The sequence below is a fragment of the Ensifer sp. VA4 genome, assembly GCF_055710065.1.
This window is the reverse complement of record NZ_JBVQPO010000018.1, coordinates 34,295-48,474: the sequence shown is the minus strand read 5'-3', so window position 1 is coordinate 48,474 and position 14,180 is coordinate 34,295. Positions and strand designations below refer to the sequence as shown.

Genomic DNA, 14,180 nt, shown 5'->3' with positions numbered 1-14,180 from the left:
GGTCTGACGCCCACCTTCATTGGATCCCGCCATGACCGATACCGTTCTCGACCGCTTCCTTCGTTACGTCGTCATTGACACCCAGTCCGACGCCAGGTCGAAGACCCAGCCTTCCACGGAGAAGCAGAAGAACCTCGGTCGCGTGCTTGTCGAGGAACTGCTGGCAATCGGGCTTGCCGATGCCCATCTCGACGAAAACGGCTATGTCTACGCCACGATCCCTTCGAATGTGGACAAGCCGGTACCGGTCATCTGCTGGTGCTCGCACATGGACACCGCGCCCGATTTCACCGGCACGAACGTCAAGCCGCAGATCATCAGCAACTACCAGGGTGGCGATATCCAGCTCAAGGGCGACCCGCAACAGGTGATCCGCGTTAGCGACCATCCGGTCCTGAACAATCAGATCGGCAATGACATCATCACGACAGATGGTACGACGCTGCTCGGTGCCGACGACAAGGCCGGCCTTGCCGAAATCGTCACGGCCGCGCAGATCCTCGTCGACAATCCCGATATCAAGCACGGCACGATCAAGCTGCTCTTCACCACCGATGAGGAGATCGGTCGCGGCGTCGACAAGGTCGACCTGAAGAAGCTCGGCGCTGAGTTCTGCTATACGGTCGATGGCGAAACGGCCGGCCATATCGAGGATGAAACCTTCTCCGCCGATGGCGTCGAGATCGTCATTCACGGCGTCGCCATTCATCCGGGCTTTGCCAAGGACAGGATGGAGAATGCCATCAAGATCGCCGGCGCGATCATTAGCCGGCTACCGCATGACGTGTCGCCGGAAGGCACGGAAGGCCGCGATGGGTTCGTGCACCCGACGAGCGTCACAGGCTCCATGGACAAGGCCCGGCTCGGTTTCATCGTACGCGATTTCGATGAAGCCGGACTTGCCCAAAAAGAAGCGATGCTCGAAGCAATCGTCAAGGACGTGATGAGCGCCTATCCCGGCTCCAGCTACAGCTTCGAGGTCGAGGAGCAGTATCGCAACATGAAGGCTGTTCTCGACCGCCATCCGGAAATCGTCGAGAACGCGATCGAGGCAATCCGGCGCGCCGGCATGCAGCCTGTACGCGGCAGCATCCGCGGTGGCACCGATGGTTCGCGGCTCTCCTTCATGGGGCTGCCTTCGGCCAACCTCTTTGCAGGCGGCCATGCCTTCCACTCGCCGCTCGAGTGGGTCAGCCGGCAGGACATGGAGAGGAGCGTCAAGACGCTCGTTGAACTGGCAAAGATCTGGGCGGAGCGCGCTTAAGGCAAATATTCTGCGAGGGAGACGAGCGATCGGCACGGCACGAACAGGGGCTGGGCAATGAGCACGACGCGACGCACCAGGCGCGCGCCGGCCAGGCCCGCTTCGCTCGCAGCCAATCCGCCGACGTTCGAGCACATCGTCACCAACGTCAACGAGACGTTTCTCTGGCGTCTCGATGACTACCCCTGGGAGCGAAACGTCTGGAATTTCCATCCGGAGATCGAGATCCATCTCATCCGGAAGGCCTCGGGCCTCGCCTTCGTCGGCGATCACATCGGCCAGTTCGGGCCGGGTTATCTCACGGTCATCGGCAGCAACCTGCCGCATGACTGGGTAACGGCCACCGAACCCGACGAGATCATCGAAGGGCGCGACATCGTCATCCAGTTTCATCCGGATCGCATGCGCGCGATCACCGATGCCCTGCCGGAGTTTGCCGAACTCGAGGCCTTCTTCTCCCGCGCTGAACGCGGTCTGGTTTTTCATGGAGAGACCCGTGCAAATGGCGCCGAGCTGATCGAGCGCATGGGCGATCTCAAGGGGCTCTCACGCTTCTCGCTGTTCATCCAGCTCCTCGATCTTCTCGTCAACACCGACGAGTTCGAGCTGCTCTCTTCGCCGGAATTCGCACCGGAGTTGGAGGCGCAATCGCTCGACGTATTGCGCGGTGCACTCGCCTTCATCTACGAAAACATCGCCACCGACATCCACCTTGCCGACCTCGCCAAGCGTGCCGGAATGAGCGAGACGGCCTTTTCCCGCTTCTTCAAGAAGAACACCGGCAACACCTTTACCGACCACGTCAACAAGCTGCGCATCTGGCGGGCCTGCAAGCTGCTTGCCGAAACCGACATGCCGGTCACCGACATCTGCTTCGAGGTCGGCTACCTCAACATCTCCAACTTCAACCGCACCTTCCTGCGTCAGCACAAGATGACGCCGTCGGCCTATCGGCGGCTCACGGGACAACGCCGGCCGGCACGCCTCTAGATCCCGTCCGCGACAGCGAAACGATGAATCCTTGCATTTGCTCCACCGCAAATAGATCGATCGAGCCAAAATAGCGCATGAAAGTATAGAATCGGCGCATCGCGCACGCTAGTTCGACACGTCATTGCGCCTATCATCGGGACCAGCGAAACGGTTCGCTATCGGGAAAACGCGTCGGATCTGAGGAGTTTCCAGCGCGCATCGCAGACCTTGGGGAGGTCCTTCACATGACAAAAGCCAAGACGCTCGTTTCGAGCATCGCCTTCGCATGCCTTCTTTCCACCGGGCTCACGACGCTGGCGGTCGCTGCCGAATGCTCCGGCACGATCAAGGTGCTCGCCCAGCCGCGTGACGGCCTGACGCTGCTCGAAGACTACAAGTCCGAATTCGAGAAGCTCTCCGGCGGCGCTTCCTTCGAGATCGATTATCTCAACGAAAATGACCGGCGCGCCAAGACCAAAGCCGACGCCTCGACCATCGGCAAATATAACGTCTATTACATCGACGAAGCCAATGTGGCGCTCTTTGCGTCCGCCGGCTGGGTCGCGCCGCTGATGGACTACTATCCTGCAGAGTACGACTACGCCGATTTTGATCCCGGCCGCCAAAAGGTCGCGACCTATGACGGCAAGGTCTGGTTTGCGCCAATCACCGGCGGCGGCGACCTCATGGTCTATCGCAAGGACCTGCTCGAAGCAGCCGGCATCGCGCCGCCGAAGACGCTCGACGAATATATCGCGGCCGTAAAGAAGCTCAACCAGCCCGACCAGGGCATCTATGGCACCGCACTTCGCGGTCAGCGTGGCTCGGGCGCCAATGTCTGGCGCTGGATGCCGCTCTTCAAAGGGTTTGGCGGCAACTGGTTCGACGGCAAGACGCCCGTCTTCGATGGCGAGCAGGCGGTCAAGGCGACCGAAACCTATCTCGAACTGTTCAAGTATTCGGCACCGGGCAGCCAGACCGGCGGCTGGGATGAGGCGGTCGGCGCCTTCACTTCGGGACAGGTGGCGATGCTGATCGAATCCACCCCGCTCGTCGGCATGGCGATCGACCCGAAGTCCTCGAAGGTCGCCGGCAAGGTCGGCTACCTGCCGCCCCCGGCACCGCTGACGGGCGGCGGCTATGGCCATGGCCTGGCAATCGGTACCAAGGCCAACAAGGATGAGGCCTCCAAGGCTTGCGCCGGTCTCTTCATCGCCTGGGCGACCTCCAAGGAAAACGAGACGCGCCGGCTCGAAGCCAACCAGTTTAGCGAACTCAACCGCACCAGCATCATGACCGCCCCGAAATTTGCCGAGCTCTATGGTCCCGATCTCGGCCAGGCGCTTGCCGACACCGGCAAGGTCACCGCCGTCAACTTCTGGCAGAGCCCTCAATGGCCTGATCTCGGCGACCGCTGGGGCATCATCCTCGAAGAGCTGATCACCGGCACGCGCACCGACATCAAGGAAGGTCTCGACGAACTCGACGGCTTTGCCAGGGACCTGGTCGCCCGCAGCCAATAAGCCGCTTCCTCCCAAGGGGGCCACCGGCCGGCGCAAGTCGCGCCGGTGGCCCCGCACCATCGGGAGCGCGTCGCGCTTAACCGTAGGACCTATCACATGAAGCAGAAAAACAGCCTGCCGGCGGTGTTCCTCACACCGGCCATGGGGATCCTTGCCGTTCTGGCTCTCGTGCCGACGGCCTATGCGATCTACATATCCTTCCAGAACCGGGAGCTCAGCCGTCCCGATGGCGGCTTCGTCGGCTTCGCCAACTACGTCGACCTCTTCTCGGATCGGCGCTTCATCAATGCGATCGGCGTCTCGCTGACCTGGGAGGCGGTAACAGTCGGCATGACCCTCCTCATCGCCGTCGGCCTCGGCATCCTGCTGTTCGAATGCGTCTCGCCGCGCATGCGCAACCTGCTGGCGCTGTTGTTTCTGGTGCCGGTGATCCTGCCGCGCGTTTCCGCCGCCTTCGTCTGGAAGTTTGCCTTCCATCCGCTCTACGGCATCGCCACCTATCCCTACAAGGCGATAACCGGCGAGCCGCTCGACCTGCTCTCCAATCCGGCGACGGCGCTTGCCACCGTGGCGCTGGTGGACGTGTGGCAATGGGGCCTGTTCTTCGCCGTCATCGTAGTGAAGCTCCTGGAAACCCTGCCGCCGCAGCCTTTCGAGGCAGCGCGGCTCGACCATGCCCGCACCTTCGAAATCTACGCCTTCATCGCGCTGCCGATGCTGAAGGCGCCGCTGATCTCGCTCGCCTTCGTCAAGATGATCGAGTCGTTGCGCGCCTTCGATCTGATCTATGTGATGACTCGCGGCGGACCCGGCATCGCGACCGAGACGCTCGACATGTACGCCTTCTCGCAAGGTTTCATCGAGTCCGGCCGCATCTCCTATGCCTCCAGCATGGCTGTTCTGATGATGATCGCTACCTCGATCGCGTTCACCTTCATCTGGAAGAGGGTTCAGTGATGACCGCCCACACCCTTGGCCGCTTCATTGGCCGGCTGATCCTCGGCCTTGCCGCCTTCTCTGCCGTGTTTCCAATGTTCTGGACGACGCTCAACGCTTTCAAGAACCGCGTCGACATCGTCACGCCGACGCCGCTCTTCATCTTCGAGCCGACACTCGACAATTTCGCCTACGTGCTCGGCCGCGAAAGCGTCTTTGCCGGTCTCGTCAATTCGCTGCTGATATCGGGCACTTCGGTGCTGATCGGCGCGATCCTCGGGCTTCCGGCGGCCTATGCGATCGCGCGCTATCCGAACCGCTGGTCGCGCGACATCCAGTTCTTCGTTCTGTCGCTGCGCTTCCTGCCGCCGGTGGCGATCGCCATTCCCCTGATGGTGATCTGGCTCGACTTCGGGCTTTACGACACGCGTCTGTCGATGATCGTCACCTATTCGCTGCTGACGCTCGCGACCATCATCTGGCTGAGCGTCCCGGCCTTTGCCCGCGTGCCAAAGGAGGTCGAGGAGGCCGCGCGTGTCGATGGCTATGGCCCGTATGCGGTCTTCTTCCTGGTCGCGCTGCCGATCGCGCTCCGCTCGCTGCTCGGTGCCGTCGCCTTTGCCTTCGTGCTCGTCTGGAACGAATTCCTGATCGCACTGATGCTGACGACGTCCGACGCCAAGACGCTGCCGATCGTCGCCTCGGAACTGACGCAGCTCGGCCGTGACGTGCCCTGGGGCATCCTCAATGCTTCCGTCGTGCTGCTGTCCATCCCGCCCCTGCTCTTCATCGGGGTCTTAAGCGGCATGCTCAACAGCGCCTTCAAGCGCAAGACCCAATGAAAACCGAGACACGGTGAAAACAAGGAAATCCCACATGCAAGCATTGGTCCTCGAGCAAAAAGGCAAGCTCGCGATCAGGGAGATCGATCTCCCTCTGGAGCTCGGCCCCGATGACGTCAAGATCGCCATCCACACGGTCGGCGTCTGCGGCAGCGACGTGCATTATTACACCCATGGTGCCATCGGCCCTTATGTGGTGCGCGAGCCGATGGTGCTCGGCCATGAGGCGGCCGGCACCGTCGTCGCCGTCGGCAGCAATGTCGAAACGCTCGAAGTCGGCGATCGGGTCTGCATGGAACCGGGCATTCCCGATCTGGCGTCACGCGCCGCCAAGCTCGGCATCTACAATGTCGACCCGAAGGTGCGCTTCTGGGCGACACCGCCGGTCCATGGCGTACTCGCCCCTTTCGCCGTGCACCCCGCCGCCTTCACCTACAAGCTCCCTGACAACGTCTCCTTTGCCGAAGGCGCCATGGTCGAACCCTTCGCGATCGGCATGCAGGCAGCCACCCGCGCGCGCATTGCGCCCGGCGACGTCGCCGCCGTCATCGGTTGCGGTCCGATCGGCATCATGGTGGCGCTCGCTGCCCTTGCCGGTGGCTGCAGCCGCGTCTTCATCTCCGATTTCAGCGCCGAGAAACTGGCGATTGCCGCGCAATATCCTGGCATCACGCCGGTCAACATCGCCGAGGGCTCCTTTGCCGATGTGATTGCCGCCGAGACCGGCGGCTGGGGGGCCGATGTCGTCTTCGAAGCGAGCGGCAGCGCGAAGGCGTTCTCAGGGATCTTCGATCTGGTCCGACCGGGCGGCGCCATCGTACTGGTCGGCTTGCCGGTGGAAGCCGTGCAATTCGACGTGCCGGGGGCGATCTCGAAGGAAGTCCGCATCGAGACGGTGTTTCGCTACGCCAACATCTTCGATCGGGCTCTGCAACTGATCGCCTCCGGCAAGGTCGACCTGAAACCGCTGATCACAGACACATTCCGGTTCGAAGACAGCATCAAGGCCTTCGAACGCGCCGCCTCGGCGCGGCCGACCGATATCAAGCTGCAGATCCTCATGGACAGCGGGAAGGATTGAGCCATGGCGAATATCGTCTGCTCCAATGTCGACAAGCAATACGGTGCCGTCGACGTCATCAAGGGCTTCAACCTCGATGTGGCCGATCACGAATTCATCGTGTTTCTCGGGCCTTCCGGCTGTGGCAAATCCACGTTGCTGCGCATGATCGCCGGCCTTGAGGACATCTCCGGCGGCACCGTGTCGATCGGCGGTCGGACGGTCAACGACCTGCCGCCGCGCGACCGCGGCGTCGCCATGGTCTTCCAGAACTATGCGCTCTATCCGCATATGACGATCTACGACAATATCGCCTTCGGGCTGAAACGCATGAAGGTGCCGAAGGCGGAGATCGACACGCGCATTCGCGCCGTATCCGCAACGCTGGGGCTCGAGCCCTATCTTGCGCGCAAGCCGACCGAGTTGTCGGGCGGTCAACAGCAACGGGTGGCGATCGCTCGTGCCATGATCAAGACGCCGCGGGTCTTCCTCTTCGACGAGCCGCTTTCCAATCTCGATGCCAAGCTCCGCAACCATATGCGCGTCGAGATCGCGCGGCTGCACCAGAAGCTGAAGACCACGACGATCTACGTGACGCACGACCAACTGGAAGCGATGACGCTTGCCGACCGGATCGTGCTGATGAAAGGCGGCGCGATCGAACAGGTCGGCACGCCCGCCGAAATCTACGAGCGGCCTCGCACCCTTTTCGTCGCCGGCTTCATCGGTACGCCGAACATGAACTTCATCGACGTCACCGCCGAGAGGACCGAAGGCGGGTGGTTGCTGCGCAGCGCCGGTGGCAGCTTCTCGATTTCGGATGGAAAATTCGCCCTGCGCCATGGCCAGTCGCTGGTGCTCGGCATCCGGCCGGCCGATCTGACGATCGCGCAGACAGGGCCCAATCTCATCTCGGGCATCGCCGATCTCGTCGAATTTCACGGCAACGACGCGCTGGTGACCTTCCTCTTTGCTGGCAAGGAAATCGGCGCGCTGGTCAGGGCCAGCGCCTGCCCAAAGCCGGGCGACGCCGTCGCTTTCGCGGTCGAACCCGAAGGGCTGCATCTCTTTGACCGGGAAAGCGGCATCTCCCTGTTGAAATCCTGAGATGTCTCTATCAGCTCGGATTGACGAACGAGGCGGCCGGGCGCGGTCCGGCCGTCATCAGCGTGAAATCGAAGGGCGTTCGGACGTCGGCATCGAGCACATATTGCCGGTGAACCCGAAGGAAATCGCGCTTGATCCTGCGATAGCGCTCCGGTGAAAGCATGTGCTTTAACCGGATGAAGACGATCGGCGGCTGGGGTGCATCATGGTGTCCGGCGAGTGCCACGACCTGGCATCTGTAAAAATTGATCGCATCGGTCAGGCATTGAACGTCGAACCAGAAGATCTCCTTCATACGGGCGATGGCGCCGACGCGTGCCCGCAAGACCTCGGCCGAGCGAAGCAGCGCACATTGCAGAATCGCGCCGCCTAGGGTGACGAAGGTGATGCGTTTTCCCGCAAACAGGCTGGGCTCTCGTTCCACCAAAATGCCGATGACCTGGGTGGCGATGCTGGACCCCATGCTGTGGGAGCTGATGACATATTCGTCGGCGGGCTCGGCAAGAGCAGCCCGTACGGACGCCAAGCTATCTTCGGCCCATTGCTTGAAATAGGGTTTCTCCAGACTGGCGACGGCGACCGCCAGCTCCCAATCGGAAAAGAGGTGCAGCGTGTGCCATCTGTCGGACCAGGGAAGAAAGAGCCGGAAGAAGACCACATATGCGACGATTGCGCTTAAGATCAGAAGCGATGTGTCAAGTCCGAGCCAGTAGGGCGCGGTGCCGATCAGCACGCTCAGAGCGAGACCGATTGCCACTAGCAGGAATGGAAAGAGGAAGAACAGACCGAAGCGCCACGCATGTTTGAAGTAGGACAAGGCGCCACCTTCCCAGACGATCCGCGCAGCACTCAAATACCCCGAAACCATTCTGTGCAGCGTCGGCCGGCCGTTCAGGCGTTTGACGATTTCGTCGTGATCGAAGACGTAGACGCGGCTCATCGTTCGCCAATCGGCGCCTTGACTGTCCACATCGAAGTAGCGGCTCGGCCCTTCGATCTGCACCGGTCCCACCTGGACCTCGAAATCGTGAATGGTGGCAGTCTTCACCGCCGATCGCTTGTAGCGCGCTTGATGTTTGACGGCGTCCAAGGGCTCAAAGCCTGGAAAGTGCAGCACAATTCGTTTCGTGACGTGCCCGGAGGGTCTGTCGAATGACAAGTGGATGATCTTTCAATAGGCGCAAAACGCCCGCTCCCGCTTCCCCGATAGGAAGCGGGAGCGGGCGCTCGGTGAACGCCGGGTGGCCCCAGCCTGCCGGAGAGGTCAACAATCTCGGTGTCGAGAATATGGCCGAGGGAAACGATCCAACGGTGGGAACAGAATTTTTTCTGACGCGGTTGGCCCAAGGCGCGCCCTCAGCAATGCCAGCGATCTTGCAGCCCCAAGCGTCGTCCGGTGCACCAGCCCTTATGTTTCCCTTATTCGCCTGGCCGATCTCCCCAAACGATTTCCTACCTGCGTTCGCGCTAACAGGAGATCGCGAGCAAATGCCGCATAGTGTCATGGATGGCTTCGCCTTCATGGCGCCGCTTTTCGATGGCTTCAGACGCGCCGTGCCGCCCGGAACCATCGGAGCCCTCGGCACGTTCCACCTTTACAGAAATCGGCCTGGTTTTGGTTGGCGGGTATCCGTCGTAGCGCCGGGCCGCGAAAGCAGAAGAGAGCGCAGCCTCCGCCACCACCGGCCTCTCCCCCCCGGTCTCGCGAGGCGCCTCACAACGAGCAAGACAATGAAATTCAGGGATGGGTTCAAACTCACCTCCAAGGCGAACCGACGCTTGCCGACGGAATACTTCGTCCTGGCAGATGTCGCGTTCGAAGGCGCCGTCATCGGTTACCTCGCCGGCCGCCCCATCCGCGAAGCCGTGAGCGATCGCGACGGCCTACGCTACCGTTTCGTCGGCGTTGCGCCGCGTCTGCCTGGCGGCGGTTTCGACGTGCTGGCCCTTCGCTCCGGCGAATGGATCGTGTTGCCCGGTCTCGTCTACGCGGCGGATGCGAAAGAGAGTGCCACGCCGAACGAAGCGGACCGCGCCGCCTGACAGCGGCCTACCGGCTTACGGTCCATAGCCGCACGATCCAAGGCGTCGATTAGCTCAATGTCTCAGCGATTTTCGTCTCGCAGAGCCGAATATGGCACCGCTCTCCTGGCGGCGAACTTCGATGGCCCCGCCAAGCCACGCAATGTCCCTGTAATCTTGCGGCCTTAGCACCCGGTCTCTCGCTGCACCACTGCGGACTCGCGACCGATCAGAGGCAGCGGCAAGTCAATGAACGACCGCAGGCCTTGTGCGTCCGGGTGGCGCCTGATGCCACGGGTAAACCGGGATCCGTCATGTTCTTCGCCAATGGGCGTCGCGCCCTCGCATGCCTCGCCGCCGCCATTTTCCTGGCCGGTTGCGCTTCCGACACGATGAAAACCTACATCGGCCAGCCGGTCGAATCCGTCATCATCGACTACGGCCCGCCGACGAACATTCTCAATCTCGGCTGGAACGAGCGAGCCTATCAGTGGCGCAAGATCTCGACGAATGTCGTCTCCGGCACGTCGAGCGGTGAAATCAGAGACACCCGGCGTGGAATGCGCTACGAGGAGTACACGACGCCGGGCTATGTCGAGGAACAGGAATGCTTCTACACGTTCTATGCCCGGATGCAGCAGGGCCGTTGGTACATTACCAATTTCCGCCAGCCGAAGCTGGAATGCGAGTGACGGCTTCGGCCCCTTTCGGCAAGCTGCACGGGACTAGCTGTAACTATTTGAATTTATGCATGTTTTTATTGATTTGTCTGCTCAGGAATACCTGTAATCGGGAGAAATTGCATGCGCATCCTGCTGCTGGAAGACGAGCCGGAAATGGCCTCGGCCCTGAAGGCGGCGCTGGAGCGGCGTCAGGTGATCGTCGATCACGTCTCGACGCTGGCCGATGCCGAAGCCGTCGCCGAGCTCTGGCCTTATGACGTTGTCGTGCTCGATCGCCGGTTGCCGGATGGCGAGGGGCTGGACCTCATTCCGAAGCTGCGCAGCCTCGGGGTAGCGGCGCCCATATTGATGCTGACCGCATTGGGGTCGATCAACGATCGGGTCGCCGGGCTCGATGCCGGCGCCGACGACTATCTTTCCAAGCCATTTGCCGTTGAAGAACTCATGGCGCGCTTGCGGGCGCTCGCCCGCCGCCCGGTCTCACTGAATGCTGAGCAAACCAAGGTTGGACGCCTGATCTACGACTTCCACCACCGCGAAGCGGCCGTCGACGACAAGCCGCTCGATCTCTTGCGCAGAGAGCGCCTTGCGCTCGAGGCCTTGATGCGTCGGCCGGGTCGCACGGTGCTCAGGGCGACGCTCGAAGAATCGGTCTACGCCATGGAAGACGAGATCGGATCCAATGCGCTCGATTCGCATCTGTCGCGCCTGCGCCGAAAGCTCGATGATGTCGGTGCCGGGGTCGAGATCAGAGCCATCCGCAACCTCGGCTATCTCTTGCGCGCAACGACATGACCAAGGCTCGGCCCCGCTCGCTGCAATGGGTGCTCGTGCGCCGCCTCATCCTGCTGCAGGCCGCGACTTTGTTTGTCTTTATCGGACTGCTTTCTCTGGCCATGTTCATCGCCCAGCCGCGCCTTCTCGTCGACAACGAAGCGGCGGTGGATGTTCTCGAGCGCGCGGTCGGGCGCGATGCGAGCGGCGCCTTGATCGTCCGTGAGACCGAAGACCTTCGTCAGCTGCGGCAGTCCCACCCCAATCTATGGTTCATCATCCGCGACGATGCCGGTCAGGTTCTGCGACAGGGAAACGTTCCTCCTCCCTATGACGAAAGCGGTGGCGACCTGCTGCGACGCGTGGAGGGCGCGAAGCTGCTTTTCGATGAGGGCGGAACGCTGCCGGACGCGGTCCTCCACAACGCCGACACCGACGCCGGCCGCGTCCAGATCATCGCCTCGACCGTTTCCTCGCGACGCGACAATGGACCGCTGGACGTGCAGATCAGCATCGATGTCGACATGGCGCGCGACCTCGACGGCACGACGACCTGGACCGAGGTCGTTCCGATGATCGCACTGCTTATTCTGTGCTTTCTGCTGCCGATCGTTCTGGTCATGGGCGTGACCACGCTGGTCACGGCGCCGGCGGTCGTTCGGCGTTCCTTGGCGAGCCTCATACTGACGGCTGATCAGGCCGGCCGCATCGACATCGACAATCGAGCGGTCCAGCTCGAGACCGAACAGGTACCGACCGAGATCGCACCTTTGGTGCACGCCTTCAACAAGGCACTGGCACGGCTGGGCGAGGGATACGAGCAGCGCAACCGTTTCCTCACCGATGCGGCACACGAATTGCGCACCCCGATTGCGATTCTCAGGACCCGAGCCGAACTTCTCCAGGAGGCTCCGGAAAACACCCGTCTGCGGCTGGATATCGAACGTCTGTCCCACCTCGCCCAACAGCTCCTCGACCGACAGGTGCTCGAGCATGCCGGTGGCGCGCTCGAGGTGGTGGACCTCGTTGCACTCGCAAGAACCATCGCTGCAGACTTCGCGCCTCTAGCGTTCGAAGCCGGCTATGAACTGGCGTTCGAAACCGAGGTGCCGACGGCGCGGGTCAGCGCCCGGCCACGCCAGATCGAACAGGCTGTCACCAATCTCCTGCGCAACGCCATCGAACATGGCGGCGGCACCGGCACGATCACCGTGCTGGTCAATGCCGAGGGCGGCCTTGAAATCCAGGACGAGGGGCCTGGAATTCCTGTCGAGGAGCGCGAACGCGTTTTCGAACCTTTCTATCGCTTGCGTCCACGGTCCACCGGTGCCGGCCTGGGGCTCAATCTGGCACGGGAGATCGCCCGCCTGCATGGTGGCCGCATCGATATTCTTGCCGGCCCGTCGCGGGGCGCCCGCGTACGGCTGCAACTGCCGCTTCTCGACGGAGGCCGCCCGGTGCAGCAATCGGCACCGGCATCCGTGTGATGACGGCCCTACGCGCCGCGCGTCCATCACACGCACAAAGGTCGCCGTAGAGCTTTGAATTGCAGCATGCCTTTCTTCTTTAATCAGCGACGCTCAAAGGAAGCATGCGGTAGCAATCGCCTCTCCTCAAAAGCTTTCCGCCTCCCCCTTATCAAGGCGCCACTGATGCTCCACATTTGCAGCGATACATCGCAAACGTTCGCCGGAAGAGCGGCTGAGCGTTCGACCAGAATGGAGAATTGCCAATGCAGATGTCTTCGCAGGTTCCCTCCCCTTCGCTTGAGGACGGAAACTGGCCGACTCGACGCCGAAGCGTGCTCGACTGGCTGATCATCGAAACGCGCAACGAACGGTTTATCGACAACATCCTCGTTGAAATGTGCGAGCGGCTCCAGGCGGCAGGTGTCCCGGTTGCGCGAGCGACCCTGCATTTCCGGATCAATCATCCGCAGTGGCTCGGTGCCCGCATTCTTTGGCGCAAGGGCCTGGCGGAGGCTGAGATCGACCTCTACGACTATGGGACCCAAAACACCGCGCTCTATCTCAACAGTCCGCTCTATGTGATCAACAACGGCGGCGCCGAGGTTCGCACGAACCTTCAAGCCCTGCCGGAAGAGCACGCTCAGAACTCGCTTTATGTCGACCTGAAGGCCGAAGGGCTGACGGAGTATATTGCCTGGCCGCTCGAACACACGCTCGGCAAACGCCACGTCGTGACCTTCACCACCGACCGAAAGGGCGGCTTCGAGGATGAACACGTCGCTTTTCTCTCGGATCTTCTGCCCGCCTTGGCGCTGGTCAGCGAAATCCGGCTGAAGAACCGGTTCGTGCGCACGCTGCTCGAAACCTATGTCGGCCCGCATGCCAGCGAGCAGATTCTCGCCGGCGCCACGACGCGCGGTAGCGGTGTCACGGTCGGCGCCGCGATCCTGATTTGCGACTTGCGCAATTTCACGAAACTCTCCGATCTGTGGCCGCGTGACGACGTGATCGATCTGCTCAATGCCTATTTCGATGCGATGTCGGAACCGATCGAGCGGCACGGGGGCGAGATCCTCAAATTCATGGGCGATGGCCTGTTGGCAATCTTTCCGCTCAGCAATGCCAATGCCGCCGAAAATCTGCTGCAGGCAATCCGTGAGGCGGAAGCAGCAATCGCCCTTCTCAACAAGGACAACCTCGAAAAGGGCCGTGAACCCCTTGGCTACGGGATCGGCGTCCATGTCGGGGATGTCATGTACGGCAATATCGGTTCGCGCCACAGGCTGGACTTCACGGTGATCGGCCCCGCCGTCAACATCGCCTCGCGGCTGGAGAGCCTGACCAAGGAAACAAAGCGGCCCGTGCTTCTGTCGCGGGCGTTCGTGGAACTGGCAGGCTGCGCGTCCAGCATGGAGCATCTGGGTTCCTATCCGGTCAGAGGGATTGGCGAACCGATCGAGGTCTTCGCCTTTTCCGGCAATGGCCCGGCACCGGTTCTGCGCGCGGTCGGAGAATAGTGGTTGTCCGC

General features: G+C 61.7%; 13 protein-coding genes. 12 read left to right on the top strand and 1 reads right to left on the bottom strand.

Annotated features, from left to right (window positions below):
* Positions 1-31 precede the first annotated feature (31 nt).
* The 7 genes from pepT to AC0C6X_RS26750 all read left to right on the top strand — a co-directional run bounded on the left by pepT (position 32) and on the right by AC0C6X_RS26750 (position 7,704).
* Positions 32-1,264, top strand: a complete 1,233-nt coding sequence (gene pepT, locus AC0C6X_RS26780) for a peptidase T (RefSeq protein ID WP_472956115.1) — start codon at positions 32-34, stop codon at positions 1,262-1,264.
* 57 nt (positions 1,265-1,321) lie between these two features.
* Positions 1,322-2,254 carry a helix-turn-helix domain-containing protein gene (locus AC0C6X_RS26775; protein WP_247959253.1) on the top strand — a complete coding sequence of 311 codons (933 nt, stop codon included), beginning with the start codon at positions 1,322-1,324 and terminating at the stop codon, positions 2,252-2,254.
* 227 nt (positions 2,255-2,481) lie between these two features.
* A complete protein-coding gene (locus AC0C6X_RS26770) occupies positions 2,482-3,759 on the top strand; it encodes an ABC transporter substrate-binding protein (RefSeq protein WP_472956112.1) in 1,278 nt (425 codons plus the stop codon).
* Positions 3,760-3,855: 96 nt separating this feature from the next.
* Complete coding sequence (locus AC0C6X_RS26765; RefSeq protein WP_472956109.1) at positions 3,856-4,716, top strand: carbohydrate ABC transporter permease; 861 nt, start codon at positions 3,856-3,858, stop codon at positions 4,714-4,716.
* Positions 4,716-5,537 carry a carbohydrate ABC transporter permease gene (locus tag AC0C6X_RS26760; protein WP_247959256.1) on the top strand — a complete coding sequence of 274 codons (822 nt, stop codon included), beginning with the start codon at positions 4,716-4,718 and terminating at the stop codon, positions 5,535-5,537. Before AC0C6X_RS26765 ends, AC0C6X_RS26760 begins: the two co-directional genes overlap by 1 nt.
* Positions 5,538-5,571: 34 nt before the next feature.
* Positions 5,572-6,618, top strand: a complete 1,047-nt coding sequence (locus AC0C6X_RS26755; protein ID WP_472956108.1) for an NAD(P)-dependent alcohol dehydrogenase — start codon at positions 5,572-5,574, stop codon at positions 6,616-6,618.
* Positions 6,619-6,621: 3 nt separating this feature from the next.
* On the top strand, positions 6,622-7,704 hold the full coding sequence (locus AC0C6X_RS26750; protein WP_247959257.1) for an ABC transporter ATP-binding protein: 1,083 nt from the start codon (positions 6,622-6,624) through the stop codon (positions 7,702-7,704).
* 10 nt (positions 7,705-7,714) lie between these two features.
* Here the strand turns inward: AC0C6X_RS26750 and AC0C6X_RS26745 are convergent, their stop codons facing one another.
* Positions 7,715-8,794, bottom strand: coding sequence for a hypothetical protein (locus AC0C6X_RS26745; RefSeq protein ID WP_472956105.1), 1,080 nt, complete (start codon positions 8,792-8,794; stop codon positions 7,715-7,717).
* 641 nt (positions 8,795-9,435) lie between these two features.
* Between AC0C6X_RS26745 and AC0C6X_RS26740 the strand changes: the two genes are divergently transcribed.
* The 5 genes from AC0C6X_RS26740 to AC0C6X_RS26720 all read left to right on the top strand — a co-directional run bounded on the left by AC0C6X_RS26740 (position 9,436) and on the right by AC0C6X_RS26720 (position 14,169).
* Positions 9,436-9,747, top strand: a complete 312-nt coding sequence (locus tag AC0C6X_RS26740; protein ID WP_247959260.1) for a hypothetical protein — start codon at positions 9,436-9,438, stop codon at positions 9,745-9,747.
* Positions 9,748-10,040: 293 nt separating this feature from the next.
* Positions 10,041-10,418 (top strand): hypothetical protein, encoded by a 378-nt coding sequence (locus AC0C6X_RS26735; protein ID WP_173519426.1) that lies wholly within the window; start codon positions 10,041-10,043, stop codon positions 10,416-10,418.
* Positions 10,419-10,529: 111 nt separating this feature from the next.
* Positions 10,530-11,204, top strand: coding sequence for a response regulator transcription factor (locus AC0C6X_RS26730; protein WP_173519425.1), 675 nt, complete (start codon positions 10,530-10,532; stop codon positions 11,202-11,204).
* The gene (locus tag AC0C6X_RS26725; RefSeq protein ID WP_472956101.1) at positions 11,201-12,670 is read left to right on the top strand and encodes a sensor histidine kinase; all 1,470 of its coding nucleotides are present in this window, start codon (positions 11,201-11,203) and stop codon (positions 12,668-12,670) included. The genes AC0C6X_RS26730 and AC0C6X_RS26725 overlap by 4 nt, the downstream gene beginning before the upstream one ends.
* 245 nt (positions 12,671-12,915) lie before the next feature.
* Positions 12,916-14,169 (top strand): adenylate/guanylate cyclase domain-containing protein, encoded by a 1,254-nt coding sequence (locus AC0C6X_RS26720; protein WP_472956099.1) that lies wholly within the window; start codon positions 12,916-12,918, stop codon positions 14,167-14,169.
* Positions 14,170-14,180 lie beyond the last annotated feature (11 nt).